This window comes from Bacteroides rodentium JCM 16496, assembly GCF_000614125.1.
Taxonomy (GTDB): Bacteria; Bacteroidota; Bacteroidia; order Bacteroidales; family Bacteroidaceae; genus Bacteroides; species Bacteroides rodentium.
The window spans coordinates 34048-58471 of the sequence record NZ_BAKJ01000010.1; the positions used below are offsets into that span (position 1 = coordinate 34048).

15 protein-coding genes and 4 pseudogenes are annotated in these 24424 nt (G+C 47.8%); 12 read left to right on the forward strand and 7 right to left on the reverse strand.

All coding sequences use genetic code 11. The annotated features are described in order from the left end of the window. Positions 1-61: 61 nt before the first annotated feature. Positions 62-1341: pseudogene (locus JCM16496_RS06320) on the forward strand (O-acetylhomoserine aminocarboxypropyltransferase/cysteine synthase family protein). 110 nt (positions 1342-1451) lie between these two features. Here JCM16496_RS06320 and JCM16496_RS06325 read toward each other — a convergent pair. Then, a pseudogene (locus JCM16496_RS06325) lies at positions 1452-3955 on the reverse strand (family 20 glycosylhydrolase). A 175-nt stretch (positions 3956-4130) separates the two neighbouring features. Here JCM16496_RS06325 and JCM16496_RS06330 point away from each other — a divergent pair. The 3 genes and pseudogenes from JCM16496_RS06330 (at position 4131) to JCM16496_RS06340 (ending at position 9540) form a co-directional block, all read left to right on the forward strand. Then, a pseudogene (locus tag JCM16496_RS06330) lies at positions 4131-6418 on the forward strand (NADP-dependent malic enzyme). A 363-nt stretch (positions 6419-6781) separates the two neighbouring features. After that, complete coding sequence (locus JCM16496_RS06335; protein ID WP_025833099.1) at positions 6782-8119, forward strand: NADP-specific glutamate dehydrogenase; 1338 nt, start codon at positions 6782-6784, stop codon at positions 8117-8119. Between the two features lie 188 nt (positions 8120-8307). Further along, positions 8308-9540 (forward strand): GTP-binding protein, encoded by a 1233-nt coding sequence (locus tag JCM16496_RS06340; RefSeq protein WP_025833100.1) that lies wholly within the window; start codon positions 8308-8310, stop codon positions 9538-9540. A 95-nt stretch (positions 9541-9635) separates the two neighbouring features. Here JCM16496_RS06340 and JCM16496_RS06345 read toward each other — a convergent pair. The 6 genes and pseudogenes from JCM16496_RS06345 to JCM16496_RS06370 all read right to left on the reverse strand — a co-directional run bounded on the left by JCM16496_RS06345 (position 9636) and on the right by JCM16496_RS06370 (position 15613). After that, positions 9636-11839, reverse strand: a pseudogene (locus JCM16496_RS06345) (beta-N-acetylglucosaminidase). A 19-nt stretch (positions 11840-11858) separates the two neighbouring features. After that, positions 11859-13040: a PAS domain-containing sensor histidine kinase gene (locus tag JCM16496_RS06350; RefSeq protein WP_025833101.1), complete on the reverse strand. Its 1182-nt coding sequence runs from the start codon at positions 13038-13040 to the stop codon at positions 11859-11861. A 121-nt stretch (positions 13041-13161) separates the two neighbouring features. Next, positions 13162-13773: a nicotinate (nicotinamide) nucleotide adenylyltransferase gene (nadD, locus tag JCM16496_RS06355; RefSeq protein WP_025833102.1), complete on the reverse strand. Its 612-nt coding sequence runs from the start codon at positions 13771-13773 to the stop codon at positions 13162-13164. A gap of 114 nt (positions 13774-13887) precedes the next feature. Continuing rightward, the gene (locus JCM16496_RS06360) at positions 13888-14124 is read right to left on the reverse strand and encodes a hypothetical protein (protein WP_025833103.1); all 237 of its coding nucleotides are present in this window, start codon (positions 14122-14124) and stop codon (positions 13888-13890) included. After that, complete coding sequence (gmk, locus tag JCM16496_RS06365) at positions 14121-14684, reverse strand: guanylate kinase (protein WP_025833104.1); 564 nt, start codon at positions 14682-14684, stop codon at positions 14121-14123. The genes JCM16496_RS06360 and gmk overlap by 4 nt, the downstream gene beginning before the upstream one ends. Positions 14685-14728: 44 nt before the next feature. Continuing rightward, on the reverse strand, positions 14729-15613 hold the full coding sequence (locus JCM16496_RS06370; protein ID WP_025833105.1) for a YicC/YloC family endoribonuclease: 885 nt from the start codon (positions 15611-15613) through the stop codon (positions 14729-14731). A gap of 91 nt (positions 15614-15704) precedes the next feature. Here JCM16496_RS06370 and tsaB point away from each other — a divergent pair, with 91 nt between their 5' ends. The 8 genes from tsaB (at position 15705) to rseP (ending at position 24226) form a co-directional block, all read left to right on the forward strand. Next, entirely contained in the window at positions 15705-16397 is a 693-nt protein-coding gene (tsaB, locus tag JCM16496_RS06375; RefSeq protein WP_025833106.1) for a tRNA (adenosine(37)-N6)-threonylcarbamoyltransferase complex dimerization subunit type 1 TsaB, read from the forward strand. Positions 16398-16525: 128 nt separating this feature from the next. Beyond that, positions 16526-17146, forward strand: a complete 621-nt coding sequence (locus JCM16496_RS06380) for a DUF4290 domain-containing protein (RefSeq protein ID WP_005826977.1) — start codon at positions 16526-16528, stop codon at positions 17144-17146. A 91-nt stretch (positions 17147-17237) separates the two neighbouring features. Continuing rightward, positions 17238-18545 (forward strand): UDP-N-acetylglucosamine 1-carboxyvinyltransferase, encoded by a 1308-nt coding sequence (gene murA, locus JCM16496_RS06385; RefSeq protein WP_025833107.1) that lies wholly within the window; start codon positions 17238-17240, stop codon positions 18543-18545. A gap of 1 nt (position 18546) precedes the next feature. Further along, entirely contained in the window at positions 18547-19083 is a 537-nt protein-coding gene (gene rimM, locus JCM16496_RS06390; RefSeq protein WP_025833108.1) for a ribosome maturation factor RimM, read from the forward strand. After that, the gene (locus JCM16496_RS06395; protein WP_025833109.1) at positions 19080-19937 is read left to right on the forward strand and encodes a M23 family metallopeptidase; all 858 of its coding nucleotides are present in this window, start codon (positions 19080-19082) and stop codon (positions 19935-19937) included. Before rimM ends, JCM16496_RS06395 begins: the two co-directional genes overlap by 4 nt. 36 nt (positions 19938-19973) lie before the next feature. Beyond that, the gene (locus JCM16496_RS06400; protein ID WP_025833110.1) at positions 19974-21149 is read left to right on the forward strand and encodes a 1-deoxy-D-xylulose-5-phosphate reductoisomerase; all 1176 of its coding nucleotides are present in this window, start codon (positions 19974-19976) and stop codon (positions 21147-21149) included. Positions 21150-21226: 77 nt separating this feature from the next. Continuing rightward, entirely contained in the window at positions 21227-22801 is a 1575-nt protein-coding gene (locus tag JCM16496_RS06405; protein ID WP_025833112.1) for an ATP-binding protein, read from the forward strand. 93 nt (positions 22802-22894) lie between these two features. Continuing rightward, positions 22895-24226: an RIP metalloprotease RseP gene (rseP, locus tag JCM16496_RS06410; protein ID WP_025833113.1), complete on the forward strand. Its 1332-nt coding sequence runs from the start codon at positions 22895-22897 to the stop codon at positions 24224-24226. The last annotated feature ends 198 nt before the right edge of the window (positions 24227-24424 follow it).

Genomic DNA, 24424 nt, shown 5'->3' on the forward strand with positions numbered 1-24424 from the left:
TCCCTACTTTTGCGACAACTTACGCGATAATAGATAAGAAACTTTTAAAACATATAGCATTATGGCAAAGCAATTCAAGCCGGAGACGCTGTGCGTACAAGCCGGATGGACTCCTAAAAAGGGCGAGCCCCGTGTACTCCCCATCTATCAAAGTACAACTTTCAAATATGATACCAGCGAGCAGATGGCACGCTTGTTCGACCTTGAAGACAGCGGCTATTTCTATACCCGCCTGCAGAATCCTACGAACGATGCAGTAGCCGCCAAGATTGCCGCCCTCGAAGGTGGTGTGGCCGCTATGCTGACATCCAGCGGACAAGCAGCCAACTTCTATGCCATTTTCAATATCTGCCAGGCAGGAGACCATTTTGTTTGCTCCTCTACCATCTATGGCGGAACATTCAACCTCTTCGGAGTGACTTTGAAGAAATTGGGCATCGACGTCACTTTCGTCAACCCGGATGCCAGCGAGGAAGAAATTTCCGCTGCTTTCCGCCCCAATACCAAGGCCCTATTCGGCGAAACCATCTCCAACCCTACGCTCGAAGTGCTCGATATAGAGAAGTTTGCCCGCATTGCCCACAGCCACGGCGTGCCCTTGATTGTGGACAACACCTTCCCTACCCCTATCAACTGCCGCCCGTTTGAGTGGGGTGCCGACATCGTAGTACACTCTACTACCAAATACATGGACGGACATGCCACAAGCGTAGGTGGAGCCATTGTAGACAGCGGTAACTTCGATTGGGATGCACACGCCGACAAATTCCCCGGACTGTGCACACCGGACGAGTCTTACCACGGACTGACTTATACGAAAGCCTTCGGCAAAATGGCTTACATCACCAAGCTACAGCCCAACTGATGCGCGACCTGGGCAGCATCCAGTCTCCACAAAACGCATTCCTGCTGAACCTGGGTCTGGAAACACTGCACCTGCGTATGCCCCAACATTGCAAGAATGCACAAGCGGTAGCCGAGTATCTTGCCCAGAACGATAAAGTGGCTTGGGTGAATTATTGTGGTCTGCCGGGTGACAAATACTACGAGCAGGCACAGAAGTACATGCCGAACGGCTCTTGCGGCGTTGTCACCTTCGGCTTGAAGGGCGGACGGGAAGAGTCTATCAAGTTTATGGATTCACTGAAACTGGCGGCCATCGTGACTCATGTGGCCGATGCACGTACTTGCGTGCTGCACCCAGCCAGTCATACACACCGCCAGTTGACAGACGAGCAGCTGATGGAGGCAGGTGTACGCCCCGACCTGATTCGCTTCTCGGTAGGTATAGAGAATGCAGAGGATATTATTGCGGATATAGAACAAGCGCTGAACGCTTGATAAGGATAGAAATTTAAAAACTTTCTTGATATTTTTTTAGGCGCGAATTACGCGGATTTCACGGATTTAGTCCATTACATCCACGTAATTCGCGCCTAATATTACAACAATTATTTTACCTGCCACGTTATCGGCAAGCTTTCCTTTCCTTGATAGAACGTCTTTGCCTTCAATACCGAAGCATCGCATTTCACCGGCTCCTGCCACAAAGCAGACTGGGCAGTAGGTTCCGACCCATCAGTCGTATAACGTATCTCAGCCCCATCAATGGCCACATTAGCAAACAGATTTCCCTCTTCTATCCATAAACCCGGCTGAGGCAAGCGGAAGTTAATCCCATGCTTTGCCCAATAAGGCATTTCACTCTTGCTGATTTTCTCATAATAAAGTGCCAAAGCCTGATTGAAAGCCTGCTCCTCCCGTATACCGGATAAATTTTCCCATGCCGGATGGGCATTCCAGCCACGTTCTGCCAGCCCTAATATTTTTGGGAAAAGAAGATATTCCACGCCATCAAAACTACGGATAGTTTCGGCGAACAATTGCCCTTGTACACCCATAATATGCTTCTTGCCTATCTCTGTCAAAGCAGTCTTCCCCTTTTCCGCATTATTCAAATCAATGGGATTGCCTGCCATATCCACACGCAGCGAACGATAAATGCTGAAAGGAAGCATAGAGAAAGAGACAGACTCATCCACATAACCTCCCCAATCGAGTCCACGCTCGTCCGGATGACCATTGTAAGCCATATCCATATAGAAATTGCCCACGTTGCAAAGGATGACCGGGTAACCGTTATTGGCTGTCTGATAAACCACTTCATCAGAGCCCGGTACAGTATTCCAGCAATATACACCGGCAGCCTGGTCCCTCAACTGTTGATGAGCCTCTTCGGTATGCCCCAAAGCAACTTCCTGCCAACCACTGAATTTCAGTCCGTTCTTCTGCATCACATCCGCCATTTGCGTAATGAAATACTCCGACAAATCATGAGCTTTCGTCATGCCTTTCTCCTTCATCAGTTCCTGGCATTTCGGGGAGCCCATCCACACGCCGCGAGGCACTTCGTCACCACCCAAATGCACTGTGTACAGTGAAAGACCGGCTTCCTGATACATTGCATTAAGTTCCTGAATCACCTTCTCCATAAAACGGTAAGTAGAAGGCAAGGCGACATTCATCACATTGTCCGTATAATATTGTACAGAAACATAACGTGAAGTATCTTCCGGTTCACTCAACATATATTCTGTAGCTTTCCCCGGATCGGTTTCAAAATATTTGTTATAGCGTGCCTTCATGGAGACAATGGCAGCGCGGGCATGCCCCGGAGATTCTATTTCCGGAACAATGCGGACATGTCTTTCGGCAGCATACTTCAGCAAATCAATAAATTCCTCGCGGCTATAATATCCATTACCTACAGTCTTTGCATCAGGGTCATAGCCACCGTCATAACATGGGTAGAGGCACTGGCTTTCGTCAGTGGTATGCCCGCGACGGCTACCCACAGCAGTCAGTTCCTCCAAACCGGGAATCTCCAAACGCCAGGCTTCATCATCACAAAAATGGAAATGCAGGACATTCAATTTATAAGATGCAAAAATATCCACCAGTTTCTTCAAGTTCTCCGGAGCGGTGAAATTACGGGCAATATCTATCATTTGTCCACGATACGCCAAGTCCGGATAATCCCGAATGGAGACTGCCTCCAGCAAATAAGGTGTCTGCTTGTCCTTCAACATTGACAAAAGTGTCTGTGTACCATTAAAGATGCCATGAGGAGTGGCAGCACTGATTTTTATCAGGTTGTCACCTATATTGATAGTATAATATTCATCATTTACGGCCTCCTTCCTATCAGGCAGTTCTTCCAGCACAATCTTCACGGAAGCATTTCCGACAACTTCCAAACCATACAAACCTGTCAGTTTCTCTTTCAACAACTTGGCTTCACCGGCAAAGTTCTCCGGAAATGCCAAAGCTACCTTGCCTTCCAATACGACATTATCGCCTTCAATAGCTACCGCTTTCTTTACAGACGGAAGAATGTCTGACTGCGCCAAAGCAGGAGCACCAGCCAAGCGAAGATTGGATTCATAAATCTTAGTCGCATCCGGATAGCCGCTCATTGACTCGGGAGAAGGAAGCGGCAGCGCCTTCAAAGCCACGGGCAACGGACTGCCCTCTTTACCATCCACAGTCTCCACCCAATAAGTTCCTTCCGGTACATGGGAGTTCCGGTCCAGCTTGTAAGTGCAAAGGAAAGTGATCCGCATGGAATCACCGGGAGCCAGCGGAGCAAATTCGTCTGTCGGATACATTTTGAAAAAATTACCGTTCACTACCTCTACCTTCACTTCAGAGGCTCCTTCCTGCTTCACCCTCGGGGAAGCTGTGAATAGTAAATCGTCCAGTTCTTTTTTAGAGGTTTTTGAGAGATATTCTTGAGAATAAAGGTATTCTCATAATATCCGGGTTCGATGTCACTTGCACCCATTTCCCAGGTCAGAGCAACCGGTGCCTTAGGTTCATTACTCGTTTTACATCCAGCAAATAGTGCCATTACACAAAATAATAATCCTGCCAGAGGAAGTTTCAAAATTCTCATGCAACTCATGTGTTAAGTTAATAAATGGGGGTAATCTCTAAAATCTGATGCCAAAAATAAGCATTTTAAGCTAATTAACTGATAAAAGTAATAGATTTTATTGACAGCGAGCTACAATTTAGAACTTTTATACCTACATTTGCAGCCAAATTATAACCAATTTAACTATTCTACCATGGCTAAAATAACCAAAGAAGCAGCCTTGCTCTACCATTCGCAAGGCAAACCGGGTAAGATTGAAGTAGTACCCACCAAGCCTTACAGTACACAAACCGATCTTTCTCTCGCCTACTCTCCGGGCGTTGCAGAGCCGTGCCTCGAAATTGAGAAAAACCCGCAAGATGCATATAAATATACAGCAAAAGGCAATCTTGTTGCAGTTATTTCCAACGGTACTGCCGTACTTGGGCTGGGTGATATAGGCGCCATGCAGGCAAGCCGGTCATGGAGGGTAAGGGACTGCTGTTCAAAATCTACGGCGGCATCGATGTTTTTGACATTGAAGTCAACGAAAAGAACGTGGACAAGTTCGTGGAAGCCGTCAAAGCCATCGCTCCCACTTTCGGCGGCATCAACTTAGAAGACATCAAAGCTCCCGAATGCTTTGAGATAGAACGTCGCTTGAAAGAAGAGTTGGACATCCCCGTGATGCACGATGACCAACATGGCACAGCCATCATCTCCAGCGCAGGATTGTTGAATGCTTTGGAAGTGGCAGGCAAAAAAATAGAAGACGTAAAGATTGTTGTGAACGGAGCCGGTGCTGCCGCCATATCATGTACAAAACTGTATGAGGCATTGGGTGCCACGCACGAGAACATCGTGATGCTGGACTCCAAAGGAGTAATCAGCAGCGACCGTGAAGGACTCAATGAGACCAAACGTTACTTTGCCACCGACCGCCGCGACATCCACACACTGGAAGAAGCAGTTCGCAATGCCGATGTATTCCTCGGCCTTTCTAAAGGTAACGTTTTGACACAAGACATGATACGAAGCATGGCCGATACACCTATCGTCTTCGCCCTTGCCAATCCCGTGCCCGAAATCTCTTATGAAGATGCCATGGCTGCCCGCCCCGACGTATTGATGTCCACCGGACGCAGCGACTACCCCAACCAAATAAACAATGTAATCGGGTTTCCTTATATCTTTCGTGGCGCATTGGATGTAGCAGCCAAAGCCATCAACGAAGAAATGAAACTGGCCGCCGTGCATGCCATCGCAGACTTGGCCAAACAACCCGTACCCGACGTAGTGAACGAAGTCTATCACGTGAATAACTTCACCTTCGGTCCCGACTACTTCATTCCAAAACCCGTCGACCCACGCCTTATCACTGAAGTATCCATGGCAGTGGCAAAGGCAGCCATAGAAAGCGGAGTGGCACGCAACCCCATTACCGATTGGGAAGCTTATCGCCAACACCTGAAAGAACTGATGGGGCAAGAAAGCAAACTGACCCGCCAACTCTACGACACCGCCCGCCGCAACCCGCAACGTGTGGTATTTGCCGAAGGTATCCACCCCAATATGCTGAAAGCTGCTGTGGAAGCCAAGGCTGAAGGTATCTGCCATCCTATTATATTGGGCAACGACGAAGCCATCGAGAAGTTGGCAAAAGAACTAGACCTTAGCCTTGAAGGTATCGAGATAGTAAATCTGCGTCATCCGGATGAAGCGCCACGCCGTGAACGCTATGCCCGCATTCTATCTGAAAAACGTGCCCGCGAAGGAGCCACTTACGAAGAAGCCAACGACAAAATGTTCGAACGTAACTACTTCGGTATGATGATGGTGGAGACGGGTGAAGCAGACGCTTTCATCACAGGTCTTTACACCAAATACAGCAATACCATCAAGGTTGCCAAGGAAGTCATCGGCATCCGTCCGGAATACAAGCATTTCGGCACCATGCATATCCTGAACTCCAAAAAAGGTACATACTTCCTAGCCGATACGCTGATTAACCGTCATCCCAATGCTGAAACGCTGATCGATATTGCCAAGCTATCGGAATATACCGTCCGCTTCTTTAATCATACACCGGTAATGGCCATGTTGAGTTACTCCAACTTCGGTGCGGATAAAGAAGGCAGCCCGGTAAGTGTACACGAAGCAGTGGATTATATGCAACAAAACTATCCTGACCTTGCCATTGACGGAGAAATGCAGGTGAATTTCGCCATGAACCGCGAAATGCGTGATGCCAAGTATCCGTTTACGCGCTTGAAAGGAAAAGACGTAAACACACTGATTTTCCCGAACTTGAGTTCTGCAAACTCTGCTTACAAGCTGTTGCAGGCGATGGATACGGACTCCGAACTGATTGGTCCTATCCAAATGGGATTGAACAAGCCTATCCATTTTACCGATTTTGAGAGCTCCGTGCGCGATATCGTTAACATCACTGCAGTAGCAGTTATCGATGCTATCGTAGACAAAAAGAAGGCAGCCAAATGAGACGACCGTTATCAAAATTCCAAATAGTTTGCATTGTGCTGCTTTGGGCAGCACTTTGCTACATTGTTTTGATATCTGTCGAACGAATTGACGGTCCAATCATCCTAACGCTTGCCATTTCGGCGGCTTTAGTGTTTATTCCCGTCATAAAGTCTCTAAAAAGAGGATAAATAATATCTTTTTATTCCATTTTACGGTATAAAACAATAAAATTGTTGTTTTATACCGCATTTTCTTTATAAAATGTTTGCTCGTTTCATTTTTATGTGTACTTTTGCAACCGCAATGAGAGGAAAAGGAAACAAACCGAAAATCGAATTGTTTTAGGTAACATATAGTAGCAACCAATAAAAGAAATAGATTATGAATGCAGCTAAGGTATTAGAAGACCTGAAAAGACGGTTCCCCAACGAACCGGAGTATCATCAAGCAGTAGAAGAAGTTCTTTCTACGATTGAAGAAGAGTATAACAAGCATCCGGAGTTTGACAAAGCCAATCTGATTGAACGTCTTTGCATCCCCGATCGCGTTTACCAATTCCGTGTTACTTGGGTAGACGATAAAGGTAACGTACAAACCAACATGGGCTATCGTGTACAGCACAACAATGCCATTGGCCCTTATAAAGGCGGTGTTCGTTTCCACGCTTCTGTAAACCTGAGCATCCTGAAGTTCCTTGCTTTCGAGCAGACATTTAAAAACTCATTGACAACTCTGCCTATGGGTGGCGGTAAAGGTGGTTCGGACTTCTCTCCGCGCGGCAAGTCAAATGCTGAGGTCATGCGTTTCGTTCAGGCTTTCATGCTGGAGTTGTGGCGTCATATCGGTCCTGAAACAGACGTACCTGCCGGTGATATCGGTGTAGGTGGTCGCGAAGTAGGTTTCATGTTCGGTATGTATAAGAAGCTGGCTCATGAATTTACGGGTACTTTCACCGGTAAGGGCCGTGAATTCGGCGGTTCGCTGATTCGTCCGGAAGCCACCGGTTACGGTAACATCTACTTCTTGATGGAAATGTTGAAGACTAAGGGTACCGACCTGAAAGGCAAGACTTGTCTGATTTCCGGTTCCGGTAACGTAGCTCAATATACTGCTGAGAAAGTATTGGAATTGGGTGGTAAAGTATTGACAATGTCCGATTCTGACGGTTATGTATACGATCCGGAAGGTATCGACCGTGAGAAGTTGGATTACATCATGGAGCTGAAAAACCTCTATCGTGGACGTATCCGCGAATATGCTGAACAATATCCGGGTGTGAAATATGTGGAAGGAGCCAAGCCTTGGGGCGAAAAGGCTGATATCGCTTTGCCTTCTGCCACTCAGAATGAATTGAATGGCGACCATGCCCGTCAGTTGATAGCTAATGGGGTAATGGCAGTATCCGAAGGCGCCAACATGCCCTCTACACCGGAAGCCATCAAAGTATTCCAGGATGCAAAGATTCTGTATGCTCCGGGTAAGGCAGCCAATGCTGGCGGTGTATCAGTATCCGGACTCGAAATGACTCAGAACTCCATCAAGTTGAGCTGGAGTGCAGAGGAAGTGGACGAGAAATTGAAGAGCATCATGAAGAACATTCACGAAGCTTGCGTGCAATATGGTACAGAAGCTGACGGTTATGTAAATTACGTGAAGGGTGCCAATGTGGCCGGATTTATGAAGGTGGCAAAGGCTATGATGGCACAAGGAATTGTGTAAGGACTAAAGCCATAGTACAACTATAACAGAAGAAAGGTGAGGGGCTCAAAGCTTTTCACCTTTTTTCTGTTTAATAATATAGAAGAAACAAAATTTTGTCTCTTTTCCAATCCATTGTCACATAAATCAGATACTTTTGCGGAAGTTAATGAAAAAAGACCATCATCATTGAATAAAATCAAACGATTATGAATACTACAGAAATCCCCGTACTGCTGTTAACCGGTTACCTGGGCAGTGGCAAAACGACGTTGGTAAATCACATCCTTTCTAACAAACGCGGCATCAAGTTTGCCGTTATCGTCAATGACATAGGCGAGGTGAACATTGACGCAGACCTTATACAGAAAGGTGGCGTGGTGGGAAAGAAGGACGACAGCCTGGTAGCTCTGCAGAATGGCTGTATCTGCTGTACGCTGAAGACAGACTTGATAGAGCAGATGTTCGAAATCATGAAGATGCAACGCTTCGACTACATTGTGATTGAGGCGAGTGGCATCTGTGAGCCGGAACCTATTGCCCAAACACTCTGCTCCATTCCTCATATGGGAGGGGCGTATACTAAATACGGTATTTGCCGCTTAGACTGCATTACCACCGTGGTGGACGCCTTACGTCTGCAAAGTGAATTTTCTTGCGGAGATGACTTGACACGCAAAAGCATTGATGAGGAAGATATAGAGAACCTCATCATTCAGCAGATTGAGTTCTGTAATATTATCCTGCTGAACAAAGCAGCAGAAGTACAGCCCGAGGAATTAAAACGTATCAGGCAGATTATCCGTACCTTGCAACCCGGTGCCCAAATTATAGAGTGCAATTATGCAGATGTAGACCTGGATAAGATTATCCATACCCACCTCTTTAACTTTGAACGTGCCGCAACTTCCGCCGGGTGGATTCGTGGCATAGAGCAACAAGTAAGCGAAGAGGAGGAAAAAGAGGCGCATTACCATCATGAAGAGGGTCATCATCACGAAGATGAACATCATCATGAAAGCGAACATCATCACGAAAAATGTCATCACCACCATCACGAAGGAGGTGAAGTAGAAGAATACGGCATTGGCACATTTGTCTACTACCGCCGTCCCGCATTCGACATTCATAAGTTCGACCACTATGTCGCTACCAAATGGCCCCGCAGCGTTATCCGCGCCAAGGGTGTCTGCTACTTCAGCCACAACCGCGACATGTCCTTCCTCTTTGAACAAGCAGGTGTACAGAAGAAAATAACTGAAGCCGGACAATGGTATGCCACCGCCCCCGAAGAAGACATGATAGAACTGATGCGCCAAGAACCGGGATTGCTAAGAGACTGGGACGAGCAATACGGCGACCGCATGCTGAAGATAGTATTCATCGGACAAAATATGGATAAAGAGCAAATCATCCGCGACTTGGACAAATGCCTTGAATAACTTCCTAAAAAAGTGCTCCCCGTCATTCCGATCTTAAGAATAACGGGGAGCATCGTCCCACGCGCGTAACTCTATTTTAAGAATCAGGAACCATATCAATTCTCCGTAAAACGGAACATTTTGAAATACACCTTCTGCTCTGTGTCGGATACATTCACCAGCCTCATCTTCGCAACGCTCAAATCCTTGAGAGATGCCTTCACCTGCGTTCTGTATCCCGGTTTCAAATCCACCGCCTGCCAGTTTGTACCATCCGAAGTTACTTCCAGTTTAAACTTAGAATTAGCTACCTCCGCATCTCCCAAATCAATAAGTACCGAACTCAACTGGCGGGCATAATCCATCGAAATGGTCAGTACACCGCCTGCCTGCCAGTTGATGACTTCATTGGACGGAATAATTGTATTCACCTTTCCCTTCTGCTGAATAGGAAGCGAAGCCAACTGATTCACGTCGCTCTTCAACGTGTAGGGAGAATAAACAGCCTTTGTATCAAGCCCGGCATGGAACGCAGCATTATAGCCCGTTGTCACCGCTTCGAACAAAGCATTGAAAGTAGGCATCAGATGCAGGCTGCCGCTCTTTATGCCCGCTTTATATTGGGCATCCGTCTCACCCATCAGCACCAGCAGGGCGCGGGCGTGTTCGTAGCTACCTACAAATTTATCCTTCTGCTGCCGCAGGCGCATCATGTTCAGCACCTCCGCACCATACTCTCCCACTTGTTTGAACTGAATGAGCCAAGGCTTATTTCAGTTATCAACGGACGATTCTCATTTCCCGACGCAAGCAATCCATCAGCGGCAACGATTATCTTCCGGCATTCCTCAGCTACCTGCCGATAGGCATCTTCATCTATCTCACTTTTCTCTTGATAGGCTTTCAACAAGGCAGAGAGAGCAGGCTGAATGGCAACGGACTCTTCACGGCGGAAGCGATGTCCATTCTGTCCCGGGTCGGAATTATGAGCAGCGAAGATTTCCAAATATTCGGCATGAAGTGGCATAAGGTCTCTGACTGCATGTTTCCAAGAAGTTTCACTATCATAATTCTCCATATTCCAAGTATAATCAGCTACACTGTACAGAGAGATTTTGGAGGCCTCGGCATGTTCCATCGGATTGGAAACAAAAGCAGACATATCATCTTTTATATCAAGCCCGTTTCCATAAACCGGCCCTAGCAGCAAATGGTCTTGTACATAATCCGAAACGGGGAAATTCCACCAAATGTACGCCTTACGTTTCAGCAGCGGATTGACGAAGTCCAACGTAGACTTATCTATAGTAGTAACTACCATATCACCAGTCCACATCACCTTGATACCCTCGTTCAACTTATCACCAAGCGTAGTGAGATAGCCTCCCTCCACATCGGTCCATGACTTGTTGTACTCTGTGGGACACAATATCAACGGTGCAACATCCCGCTTGACTTTTACAAAATGGTCATCAATATAGTTCAACAGTTCAGCCTGCTTGTCCGCCTTTGTCCCCTCACCCGAAATATCATCAAAGAAAACGGCAAAACCACGCACACCCAACTGGTACATGCTTTCGAACTTCTGCAACAATAACGAACGGTCTTCTTCATTCCAGCGAATATCCTGGCCCGGATGAATGGCCCAATAGAAAATGACATTGTTCTCCTTCGCCCTATTCACCAATACTTTCAACTCTTCTCCTTCTTGAGTAGGATAAGGCTTGCGCCAGTTGGGAGTCCGGTGATAAGGATCGTCTTTCGGTCCATAGATATAGACATTCATTTTGTTCCGACCATAAAAATCAAGCTGGCGTATACGCGCCTTCTGACTCCAGGGAGCACCGTAAAAACCTTCTACTACACCCCGATAGGGAACATCAGGATAGTCCGTCACTTCAGCCAAAGGCAGCTTGTCTAAAGCAAGCAACTGCGCAAGAGTCTGTACACCATAGTACGCTCCACGTTCGTCAGCACCGGCTATGACGATGCAGCCTTTTTCTATTTTCAGGAAATAACCTTCGGATTTGCGTGGAATCCTATGTTGGTATTTCTTAATAATCTTATCTCCTTTCACTCCTATATATACACGGAAAGAAGCGCCAAGCACTTCTTCCGGCATCAACGAACGGAGTAAAGGCAACGCAGGTCCGTCCTGCAAAGAATTGCCGGAAAGGATCTGGTATTGTCGGGGAATATCAACAGAATCTTTTTGCGTAATATATTCTTGGGGAGTAGGTTGCAAATGAAACTCTTGCGCACAAAGCGTCGCTGTCGTCAGTATACCGAATGCTCCCAGTAACAGTAGTTCTTTTCTCATGACAAAAGATTTTAAAAGTTCATACTTGCAGGCAAGGTATCCACACATAGAAAACGGAGCCTTTGCCCAATTCCGATTCCACCCAGATTCTGCCATTCATTTGCTCTGTGATGGATTTACAGATAGACAATCCCAAGCCGGTACCTTGCGCAAAAGGATTCACTTTCTTGAAACGGTCGAATATTTCTGTCTGCTGCTTCGCATCGATGCCGATACCCGTATCTTCCACATAGATTTCCAGTCCTCCATTCTTGCAGGTGTATCCCATCTTAATGTATCCATGTTGGGTAAATTTAGCGGCATTCGCCACCAGATGGGTGATAATTTGGACGATGCGGTCACGTTCAGTCTTGACTGTCAGTTCTTCGAACTGATTCTCACAGATAAATTCCACATTCGGGTTACTTACCTTCGCATTCATAAGCACCGCAAGTTCACCGAACATTTTAGGGAAATCAAATAAAGTTTCCTTAAAGCTCATACAGCCGGAATCCAACATTGAAAGATTCAGGACATCATCAATAAGAGCTAACAGGAGATTGTTGTTGAATGCGACAATGCGAGAGTACTCTTCTTGTTGTTCCTTGTTTTCCGCCTCGACGATAAGCTGGGAAAATCCGACGATGGAATTCAGCGGAGTCCTGATTTCATGACTCATATTAGCAATAAACCGCGACTTCAGCCTATCTGCCTGTTCTGCCTTATTCAGTGCATCCTGCAGTTTTTCCATCATCTGGTGCTGTAGTGTGACATCATTGCCTACACAGACCAGCAATCTCTTCCCCTTGAAACTAAAAGAGAACTTGACTGTCTGTAAATGAGTACTGACACTGCGATCCGGAGAAGTCACTATTTCATGAATCAGCATCGGAGCTTCTTCCGTATATGCAGACGCTTCCACATCATCCTTCCGGTATTTGTCGGCTTCCTCTTTCGGAAATATTTCATAATCCGTCTTGCCCACCAACGACTCCTGGGAAATATTACACATCTGTTCGAATTTCCTATTGATAATATAGAAGCGGTAATCATCCTCTATATCTTTGATGAGAATGGCCGAAGGAAGTTCATGAAAAATGGCCCTCATCATTTGATGGGTTTCTTGTTCAGCCAATTGTTTCACTTCCTTTCGTAACAAATCCAGCTCTTTCTTCAGCCGTTTGTTTTCTTCCCTTAAAGCTTGCTCCTCTATTCCATTCATAGCAAATGCGGATATTCATTCAATTTCAACCCAAGGTTGACAATTGTCAAAAGTAAGCAATAAAAGTGAAAGCGCCACGCAGATACGAAAGTTTTTTCATTGCAATTTCATGCTCTTTCATTTATATAACTCCAGTTGACTCCCGGCCATGAGTAATGTAGGGCAAATGAAAGAGCCGTGACTGCAACTCAGCATACACTGCCGGATGCAGGAAGTAGCGTACATCTTTTCCCTCCTCCATGGCCCGACGGATAAAAGTGGAGCTGATTTCGAATACCGGAGAAGAAACAGTCCGTACATTCTGCGGTAAAGAGGCGGTCTCTACCGGATAGCCGGGACGGGGATAGACCAGAAGATGATTTTCGGCAATAATGCGTTCCGACTCGTACCAACGGTGGAACAGCCTCCAGTTGTCCGAACCAATGACAAGATGGAAAGTGTGTTGGGGATAAGTCCGTTTCAGCGCATCCAACGTATGAACAGTATAAGAAGGCCGAGGCAGATGGAACTCAAAATCGGAAGCGCGAAACTTGGGATAACTCTCAGTGGCTAGCTGCACCAGCTTCAGGCGTAACCTGTCATCCATCAGTTCATTTTCTTCCTTCAGCGGATTGTGGGGGGTGACCATAAACCACACTTCGTCCAGGTCCCCGTATTCGCAAAGATAGTTGGCGAGGGCAAGGTGTCCGATATGTATCGGATTAAACGAGCCGCTGAAGATTCCTATATTCATATTATTTAAGTGAATATCTGTGTGTATCGCTACCACCTCCCCCTCGGGTACTCCTCCTCCCCGGAGGAGCATTGAATAGTACTACGACGGAAGAAGAGGTCTGTTAAAAGTAACTTACAAAGAGCATCCTTTCAACGCACGCCAGGCAGCCCAAGCATTGAAAATCGTCACTACAGAGATAAGAAACATTGAAACACTGGAACGAGGCTCGCCATGATGTATATACAATACACCCACAACAAGGGAGCAGACGAACAGAACGCTATTGATAATCAGCAATGCCTTGTTCAGCTTCGGGCTGTTCTTCCTCCTCGGTGCCGACAGGTTGTGCACTCCTCCACGTTGTTTCATTCGTTCAAGAATTGAGAGATTACTTTCAATGCTTCCGCTTTGGCCGTCTCCAGGTCATCGTTCACAACCACGGTATCGAACTTCGGTGCAAAGCCCAGTTCGTATTCGGCTTTCGCCACTCGGTTCTCTATCACTTCGGGAGCATCTGTTCCGCGCCCCACCAAGCGTTTGCGCAATTCCTCCACTGAAGGTGGCTGAATGAAAACAGACAAAGCACGCTCACCATAGAATTTCTTGATATTGCAACCACCCACTACATCCACATCGAACACTACATTCTGTCCGGCGGCCAATTGCTTTTCCACCTGCTCCTTCAGTGTTCCGTAGAAGCGGTCTTGATATACCTCTTCGTACTCCAGAAATTCATCATTGGCTATGCGACGACGGAACTCGTCAGGAGTCAGAAAGAAATACTCCACTCCATCTTTCTCCGTTCCGCGGGGCGGGCGGCTGGTGGCTGAGATGGAGAATGCCAAGTTCAGATTTTGAGTCAGCAGATAGTTGATAATCGTTGACTTGCCGGAGCCCGAAGGGGCTGAGAATATGATAAGCTTTGCCATCTACTTGATTTACGATTTGACTATTTACAATTTACTATTTAATACTACATGACGTTCAGTACCTGTTCCTTGATTTGCTCCAGCTCATCCTTCATCTGAACGACAATCTTCTGCATCTCCGCATGATTGGACTTACTGCCCAAGGTATTGATTTCGCGTCCCATCTCCTGGGCGATGAACCCTAACTTCTTGCCTTGTCCGGTTCCGGTTTCCAGCGTATTGATAAAATATTTCAGATGATTGCCAAGACGCTGTTTCTCTTCGTTCACATCCAGTTTTTCGATGTAGTAGATGAGCTCCTGCTCCAGGCGGTTCTTGTCATAATCCACACTCAAGGTCTTTTCCAGTGCATCGGTAATACGTTCCTTCACTTTGGCTACACGCTCTTTCTCGTAGGGAGCGATAGTCTCCAACAAATGGGAAATATTGGCGATCTTCTCACGGAACTTCTTTTCAAGGGCAGCTCCTTCCTGCTTACGGAAGTCCACCAGCGCACCGACGGCCTTTTCCACAGCCGAATAGACCACAGCCCATTCCTCCTCACTCAGTTCCTGCGTATCATTCTTCGTCATCACATCCGGCATACGGAGTAACGTGGCAAACCAGTCCGTCGTATCCGGCACAGGTATCCCCAGATTTTCTGATATAGCACAAATCTGCTTGTAATATCCCTCCACCAATGTCTGGTTGATGGGGGTGGCACTTTCCGCACTCTCTTTCTTTTCTATCCAAAGGCTGAAATCCACCTTTCCGCGTTCTAGTTTCCGTGATATTTCATTACGGATTTCCATCTCCTTCTCTCGATAAAGCGGAGCAATGCGGGCAGATAAATCCATTGCCTTACTATTGAGCGACTTTATTTCAACGTTGATTTTCTTATCAGGCAGTTCGACGGTTGCTTTGCCGTAGCCTGTCATAGATTGTATCATAATGTTATAGTTTTGCGCAAAATTACACGATTATTTTAATTAGTGAAAATAATCACGTAAATTTGCCACAATAAAATCAAGAATAAAAGTTATGTCATGTATCTTGCATATTGAAACGTCCACTTCTGCCTGCTCCGTAGCCGTGAGCGAGGACGGACAGAACGTTTTCAAGAAAGAGGACCTGAATGGCCCTTCACACGCCGTTTCATTGGGAGTCTTTGTGGACGAGGCGCTATCTTTTGCCGATAGCCATGCCATGCCGTTGGATGCAGTCGCCGTGAGCTGCGGTCCCGGTTCGTATACCGGGTTGCGTATCGGCGTGTCGATGGCAAAAGGTGTCTGCTATGGACGTAACCTGCCACTTATCGGGCTGGAGACCCTGAAAGTCCAGTGTGTGCCGGTATTGCTCTACCACGATGAGTTGCCCGACGACGCACTGCTCTGTCCGATGATTGACGCCCGCCGCATGGAAGTCTATGCTGCCATCTACGACCGTGCCTTGAAACCGGTGCGCAACATTGCAGCCGATATTGTGGACGAAAACTCCTACCTGGAATTCTTAGAGCAACATTCCGTCTATTTCTTCGGTGACGGTGCAGCCAAATGCAAAGAGAAAATCACGCATCCCAATGCACACTTCATCGACGGCATCCGCCCGCTTGCCGGCATGATGTTCCCGTTGGCAGAGAAGGCAATAGCCGAACAAGATTTCAAGGATGTGGCCTATTTCGAGCCCTTCTATTTGAAGGAATTCGTAGCCGGCACGCCAAAGAAACTTATTTAGGGTTTAGCGATTAGGGATTAGGGATGAATACCATGCGGTATCACTGCGTAGCCCATTAATCATTAATCACTAACCACTAATCGCTAAACCCTAATCACTAATCATTGAACATTAATCACTAATTAAAGATGCAATATAACACTCAACAAAAACGGATGCCCCTGCCCGAATACGGTCGCAGCATCCAGAATATGGTAGACCACGCGCTGACAATCGAAGACCGTGCAGAACGCCAGCGTTGCGCAAACACAATCATCAACATCATGGGAAACATGTTTCCCCATCTGCGCGATGTGCCCGACTTCAAACATAAGCTGTGGGACCACCTTGCCATCATGGCCAACTTCCAATTGGATATAGATTATCCGTACGAAATTATCCGCAAGGACAATCTGAATACCAAGCCGGAGAGCATCCCCTACCCCAGTACCAAAATCCGCTACCGCCACTATGGCCGTACACTGGAAGTACTGATAAAGAAAGCCATCGAATTTCCGGAAGGAGAAGAGAAGCAGAACTTGATAGCGCTCATTTGTAACCACATGAAGAAAGACTACATGGCATGGAACAAAGATACCGTCGATGACCGTAAGATTTCAGATGACCTCACCGAACTCTCTGACGGAAAACTGCAAATGACAGACAGTATCGTCCGTCTCATGGCCGAACGTATTGACCAGAACTACCGTCCGAAGGTGAACAACCAGAATAACCGGAACAACAACCGGAACAATAAACGAAAATACTAAATTGAAATGATTAGCGATTAGTGGTTAATGCCATGCGGCATCACCATGCAGGCCACTAGTCACTAATCACTAACCACTAATCACTAATTTCATGGCATCATTTGTAATCGAAGGAGGACACAGACTTTCCGGTGACATTTACCCCCAAGGAGCAAAAAACGAGGTGTTGCAAATTATCTGCGCCACATTGCTCACTGCCGAAGAGGTGACTGTGCACAATATCCCGGACATACTGGACGTCAACAACCTTATTCAATTGATGCGGGATATGGGAGTCAGCGTATCTAAAAAAGGCATTGACACTTACAGCTTTCAAGCTGCCGACATTGATTTCGCCTATCTAGAAAGTGACGCGTTCCTGAAGAAATGTTCCAGCCTGCGCGGTTCCGTCATGCTGGTGGGGCCGATGGTGGCACGTTTTGGCAAGGCCATGATTTCCAAGCCGGGTGGAGACAAGATAGGACGCCGCCGTCTAGATACACACTTTATCGGTATCCAGAATTTAGGAGCCGACTTTGTCTATAATGAGGAGCGTGGCATCTACGAAATCTCAGCCAAACAACTGCATGGCAGTTATATGCTACTCGACGAGGCATCTGTAACGGGAACCGCCAATATCGTAATGGCAGCCGTCCTTGCCAAAGGCAAGACCACCATCTACAACGCCGCCTGCGAACCCTACGTGCAGCAACTTTGCCGAATGCTGAACCGGATGGGAGCCAAGATAACGGGCATTGCCTCCAATCTCCTGACCATCGAAGGAGTGGACGAGCTACACGGTACAGAGCATACCATCCTACCCGACATGATTGAAGTGGGCAGTTTCATCGGTATGGCTGCCATGACCCGTAGTGAACTGACCATCAAGAACGTCTCCTACGAAAACTTGGGAATCATCCCCGACAGTTTCCGCCGACTCGGCATCAAGATGGAGCAGCGAGGAGACGATATTTACGTGCCCTCACAAGAGACGTACCAGATAGAGTCCTTTATCGACGGCTCCATCATGACCATTGCCGACGCGCCCTGGCCCGGACTGACACCGGACTTGCTCAGTGTGCTGCTGGTGGTTGCCACCCAGGCAAAAGGCAGTGTACTCATTCATCAGAAAATGTTCGAAAGCCGTTTGTTCTTTGTGGACAAGCTGATAGATATGGGAGCGCAAATCATTCTCTGCGACCCGCACCGCGCCGTTGTCATCGGTCACGACCACGGCTTCAAACTACGTGGCGGCAACATGACTTCGCCCGATATCCGTGCGGGCATCGCCCTGCTGATAGCTGCCATGAGTGCGGACGGCATCAGCCGCATCCACAACATTGAGCAGATAGACCGTGGGTATCAGAACATCGAAGGACGACTGAATGCACTCGGAGCAAGAATAACAAGAATTGAATAAGATGATAAAGAGAGAAGAAGTATATAAGATAGGTATATTCAACAAGCCCCACGGCATTCACGGAGAACTGTCGTTCACTTTTACGGACGACATCTTTGACCGGGTGGAAGCCGAATACCTCATCTGCCTGCTGGACGGTATACTGGTGCCTTTCTTCTTGGAAGAATACCGTTTCCGCTCCGACACCACCGCCCTTGTCAAACTGGAAGGCGTGGACACGGCAGAACGCGCCCGCATGTTCACCAATATTGAGGTCTACTTCCCCATAAAGCATGCGGAAGAGGCAGGACCGGGTGAACTGAGTTGGGACTTCTTCGTCGGTTTCCGTATGGAGGAAGCACATCACGGCACGCTGGGAGAAGTGACGGACGTGGACACATCGACCATCAACACACTGTTTGTGGTGGATTATCAGGGAGAAGAACTGCTGGTGCCGGCACAAGAAGAGTTTATCATAGACATTGACCAGAAGCACAAGGTTATCACCGTAGACCTGCCGGAAGGTTTGATAGCTTTGGACGAAACAGAAGAGGTATGAAAAAGAAACGGAGAAAAGCATTTTGGAGCAACATCAAGTTCAAGTACAGACTGACGATTACGAACGAAAATACCCTTGAGGATATTATCACGTTGCGCGTATCCAAGCTGAACGGGCTGTCCGTATTACTCTCCGTGCTGTTCGTATTGTTTCTCATCGCCTCCTTGATTGTAGCCTTCACCCCGCTGCGCAACTACCTGCCCGGATATATGAACAGTGAAATCCGCGCCCAGGTAGTGGAGAATGCCTTGCGCGTAGATTCCCTTCAGCAACTGGTGAACAGACAGAACCTTTATATCATGAATATCCAGGACATCTTCCAGGGCAAGATAAAGGCGGATACCATACACTCCATCGACTCGTTGACCAACCTGCGCGAAGATTCGCTCATGGAACGCACACAACGGGAAGCCGAATTCCGCAAGCAGTACGAAGAGACAGAAAAGTACAACCTGACGAGCATCACCGCCCGACCCGAAATAGACGGACTGATTTTCTACCGCCCCACACGCGGCATGATTTCATCTCCCTTCAATGCCGAAACAAAACACTTCGGCACGGACATTGCCGCCAATCCGGGCGAAAGCGTATTGGCCACACTGGACGGCACCGTCATACTGAGTACCTACACTGCCGAGACGGGTTATCTGATAGAAATACAGCACAACCAGGACTTCGTGTCAGTCTACAAGCATTGCGGCTCTCTGCTGAAGCGGGAGGGCGATGCGGTGAAGGGGGGCGAAGCCATCGCACTGGTGGGAAATACCGGCGAGCTGTCCACCGGCCCCCACCTCCACTTCGAGCTGTGGCATAAGGGCAGGGCTGTAAATCCCGAGCTTTACATCGTATTTTAGTCTCCAAACAGTAAATTGTAAATAGCATAATAGTATATGAAACAGATTGCCATACTCGGTTCTACCGGTTCCATCGGTACACAAGCGTTGCAGGTCATCGAAGAACATCCCGACCAGTACGAAGCATACGTATTGACCGCCAACAACCGCGTAGAGGAACTCATAGCCCAGGCACGCAAATTCAAGCCTGAGGCAGTGGTAATAGCCAACGAATCGAAATACACGCAACTGCAAGAAGCGCTTGCCGACCTGCCCATCAAGGTATATGCCGGCGCAGATGCCCTCTGCCAGATTGTGACCGAAAATCCCATCGATATGGTATTGACCGCCATGGTGGGATATGCAGGGCTGAAGCCTACCATGAATGCCATCCGCGCCCGCAAGCCGATAGCCCTTGCCAACAAAGAGACGCTGGTGGTGGCGGGAGAGCTCATCAATGACCTGGCACGCTTCAGCGGTGTCCCCATCCTGCCCGTCGACTCCGAGCACTCTGCCGTTTTCCAGTGCCTGGCCGGTGAGATAGGCAACCCGATAGAAAAAGTGATATTGACTGCCTCCGGAGGTCCGTTCCGCACCTGCACCATGGAGCAACTGACAACCGTCACCAAAGCGCAAGCACTGAAACACCCCAACTGGGACATGGGCGCCAAAATCACGATAGACTCTGCTTCCATGATGAACAAAGGGTTCGAGGTAATCGAAGCTAAATGGCTGTTCGGTGTACGTCCCGACCAGATAGAAGTTGTGGTACACCCGCAATCCGTCATCCACTCCATGGTACAGTTTGAGGACGGTGCCGTGAAAGCACAACTGGGAATGCCGGACATGCGCCTGCCCATCCAGTACGCCTTCTCCTATCCCGACCGGTTGAAAGCCTCCTTCCCGCGCCTGGACTTCAAGCTGTGCACGGAACTGACGTTCGAGCAACCGGACACCACCCGTTTCCGTAACCTCGCCCTGGCCTACGAAGCGCTACATCGTGCAGGCAACATGCCTTGCATTGTTAATGCCGCCAATGAAGTGGTGGTAGCCGCCTTCCTGCAGGACAAAATTTCGTTCCTTGGCATGAGTAACGTAATAGAAAAGACCATGTCGCGCGTATCCTACTTACAGAAGCCCACCTATGAAGACTATGTGGCTACGGATGCCGAAGCCCGACGGATAGCACGAGAGCTGTGCGCAGGGAGAACGGATTCTTCGCCATGCTTTTGAATGACAGGCAGCAATGCACGTTTTATCGAAAATAATGATTACCTTTGAAGCACTTAAAAAGAATAGAGTGTATGGCAATGGAATATAATGCATTGATGCGCAAACTCCCGATAGGGATACAGACGTTCGAAAAGATGCGCGAAGAGAGTTATCTCTATGTAGACAAGACTGAACTGGTATGGAGACTGGCCTACACCTCCACTCCCTACTTCCTCAGCCGCCCCCGCCGCTTCGGCAAGAGCCTGCTCCTCTCCACCTTCGAGGCCTATTTTGAAGGGAAAAAAGAACTTTTTAAAGGACTTGCCATCGAACAGCTGGAGAAGGAATGGAACAAGTATCCGGTATTGCACCTGGACCTGAATGCGGAAAAATATGACGCACCGCAACGGCTGGAACAAATCCTCAGCAACCAACTGACACAATGGGAGTCCAAGTATGGCAAAGGCGAAGATGAAACGACACTTTCCACCCGCTTTTCCGGCATCATCCGCCGTGCCAGCCAGCAAGCCGGCTGCGGTGTCGTGGTGCTGGTCGACGAATACGACAAGCCTCTGCTGCAAGCCCTGGACAACACCGAACTGCTGGAAGACTACCGCAATACGCTGAAAGCTTTCTATGGAGTACTGAAGAGCAGTGACCGGTACCTGCGCTTTGCCTTCCTCACGGGAGTCACGAAATTCTCGCAAGTCAGCGTCTTCAGCGACCTCAACCAACTGAACGACATCAGTCTGAAGCCCCAATATGCCACAGTATGCGGCATCACCCGGCAAGAGCTGATAGACACCTTTACCCCGGAACTGCAGTTCTTGGCCAAAGCCAACCGGCTGACCTGGGAAGAAACGCTCGCCAAAATGGAGTCCACTTACGACGGCTATCATTTTTGTGAATTTGCCGAAGGCGTGTTCAATCCCTTCAGCGTACTGAATGCCTTCGATGGCCTCAAATTCGACAGCTACTGGTTCCAGACCGGCACCCCCACCATCCTTGTCAAGATGCTCGAAGAGACGGAATATGACCTCCGCACCCTCATAGACGGTATCGAAGCTCCAGCCTCCACATTCACCGAATATAAAATGGATGCAAGCAACCCCATTCCGCTGATATATCAAAGCGGATATCTGACTATTAAGGATTATAATAATCGCTTTCGGAGTTATTTGTTAGCATTTCCAAATGATGAAGTCCGTTATGGTTTTCTGAATTTTCTCATTCCATTCTATACCCCAATAAAAAATGACGATCAAAGCTTTTATATCGGCAAGTTTGTGAATGAGCTGGAAAATGGCGATTACGACTCCTTCCTCACCCGCCTCCAAGCCTTCTTCGCCGACTTTCCATACGAACTGAACGTGAAGACCGAGCGGCACTATCAAGTAGTGTTCTACCTCGTATTCAAGCTGATGGGACAGTTCACCCAGGCAGAGGTAAAGAGTGCCAAAGGCCGTGCGGATGCCGTGGTGAAAACCCCGAAGTACATTTACGTCTTTGAATTCAAACTGAACGACACAGCCGAAGAAGCCTTGAAGCAGATTGAAGAAAAAGGTTATCTGATACCCTACCAAGCCGACAGCCGTGAAGTGGTGAAGCTTGGTGTGGAGTTCAGTGCGGAGGAGCGTAATATCAGCCGTTGGCTGGTGTCGCCCACCATTTAATGTATTATAAAAAACATCTGCTCATTTGACACGTTAAATAAGAAAACGTACCTTTGCGAAAATTATAGAAATCGTAAAACAGCAAATAATTAGATGGAAACATTCTTGATTCGTGCCCTGCAACTCATCATGAGCCTTTCACTGCTCGTTATCATCCATGAGGGGGGGCACTTCCTTTTTGCGCGTCTGTTCAAGACGCGGGTAGAAAAGTTCTGCTTATTCTTTGACCCTTGGTTCACATTATTCAAGTTCAAGCCCAAACACAGTGACACGGAATACGGTATCGGGTGGCTACCCTTAGGTGGCTATGTAAAAATAGCAGGTATGATAGACGAATCTATGGATACCGAACAGATGAAGCAACCCATGCAGCCATGGGAGTTCCGTGCCAAGCCGGCATGGCAGCGCCTGCTGATTATGGTAGGCGGTGTATTGTTCAACTTCCTGCTCGCATTGTTCATCTATTCCATGATACTTTTTACTTGGGGCGACGAATATATACCGGTACAAAAAGCCCCATTGGGTATGGACTTTAACGAAACAGCCAAAGCCATAGGCTTCCGCGACGGCGATATCCTGATATCTGCCGACGGGGTACCGTTCGAACGCTATGACGGCGACCTGCTGACCAGTATTGTCGATGCCCGCCAGGTAAGCGTATTGCGTGACGGGGAAGCCGCTTCAGTCTACATCCCCGAAGACATGATGAACCGCTTGCTGGCAGACAGTGTGCGTTTCGCCAGTTTCCGTTTCCCTTATGTAGTCGACAGCCTGATTGTAGGATACCCTGCCGCTTCCGCCGGTCTGCAAGTAGGTGACAGCATCACCCACTTGGATGGAAAGTCAATAGCTTACTACGACTTCAAAGAAGAGATGCTGAAGCGCAAGGAAGCCAATGCATCCCATGAGGTAACCTTGACATACGTCCGTAACGGTGTGACGGATACCTTGAGCATGACGACCAATGCCGACTATGAAATAGGCGTGGCAGCACGTACGGCAACCGATAAACTACTGCCCGTTGTCCGCAAGGAATACAGCCTCCTTTCTTCCTTCCCTGCCGGCGTATCTTTGGGGGTAAAGACTCTGAAAGGCTACGTAGGCCAGATGAAATATCTCTTCTCCAAGGAAGGAGCCAAGCAACTCGGAGGTTTCGGAACCATCGGCAGTATTTTCCCCGCCACGTGGGACTGGCATCAGTTCTGGTACATGACGGCATTCCTCTCCATCATCCTTGCCTTTATGAATATTCTGCCCATCCCCGCACTGGACGGCGGACACGTGTTATTCCTCATTTACGAAATCATTGCACGCCGCAAGCCCAGCGACAAGTTTATGGAACGTGCGCAGATGGTGGGCATGTTCCTCTTGTTCGGTTTGCTGATTTGGGCAAACTTCAATGATATACTGAGGTATTTCTTTTAAGTAGTGGTGCTCAATTAAGCCGTTATCGGTTTAGCTATATATATCCCGGCAGACAACCTATCCGCCGGAATAAAAAACAATCTTACTCAAAAGGGGCGACACTTATAAGACTATATTTTAGTTCTACAAATTAAGTCTTATCAAGGATACTCAAAAAATGCTGATAACATGATAGGTATTATCTTCATTCATGTTATC

Bases quoted from the DNA above. Each gene is read 5' to 3' on its own strand.
- tsaB (WP_025833106.1), top strand. From the start codon at position 15,705: ATGTCATGTATCTTGCATATTGAAACGTCCACTTCTGCCTGCTCCGTA.
- JCM16496_RS06360 (WP_025833103.1), bottom strand. From the start codon at position 14,124: ATGAAACAACGTGGAGGAGTGCACAACCTGTCGGCACCGAGGAGGAAG.
- JCM16496_RS06370 (WP_025833105.1), bottom strand. From the start codon at position 15,613: ATGATACAATCTATGACAGGCTACGGCAAAGCAACCGTCGAACTGCCT.
- rimM (WP_025833108.1), top strand. From the start codon at position 18,547: ATGATAAAGAGAGAAGAAGTATATAAGATAGGTATATTCAACAAGCCC.
- JCM16496_RS06400 (WP_025833110.1), top strand. From the start codon at position 19,974: ATGAAACAGATTGCCATACTCGGTTCTACCGGTTCCATCGGTACACAA.
- JCM16496_RS06380 (WP_005826977.1), top strand. From the start codon at position 16,526: ATGCAATATAACACTCAACAAAAACGGATGCCCCTGCCCGAATACGGT.
- nadD (WP_025833102.1), bottom strand. From the start codon at position 13,773: ATGAATATAGGAATCTTCAGCGGCTCGTTTAATCCGATACATATCGGA.
- rseP (WP_025833113.1), top strand. From the start codon at position 22,895: ATGGAAACATTCTTGATTCGTGCCCTGCAACTCATCATGAGCCTTTCA.
- JCM16496_RS06340 (WP_025833100.1), top strand. From the start codon at position 8,308: ATGAATACTACAGAAATCCCCGTACTGCTGTTAACCGGTTACCTGGGC.
- JCM16496_RS06350 (WP_025833101.1), bottom strand. From the start codon at position 13,040: ATGAATGGAATAGAGGAGCAAGCTTTAAGGGAAGAAAACAAACGGCTG.
- JCM16496_RS06395 (WP_025833109.1), top strand. From the start codon at position 19,080: ATGAAAAAGAAACGGAGAAAAGCATTTTGGAGCAACATCAAGTTCAAG.
- JCM16496_RS06405 (WP_025833112.1), top strand. From the start codon at position 21,227: ATGGAATATAATGCATTGATGCGCAAACTCCCGATAGGGATACAGACG.
- JCM16496_RS06335 (WP_025833099.1), top strand. From the start codon at position 6,782: ATGAATGCAGCTAAGGTATTAGAAGACCTGAAAAGACGGTTCCCCAAC.
- gmk (WP_025833104.1), bottom strand. From the start codon at position 14,684: ATGGCAAAGCTTATCATATTCTCAGCCCCTTCGGGCTCCGGCAAGTCA.
- murA (WP_025833107.1), top strand. From the start codon at position 17,238: ATGGCATCATTTGTAATCGAAGGAGGACACAGACTTTCCGGTGACATT.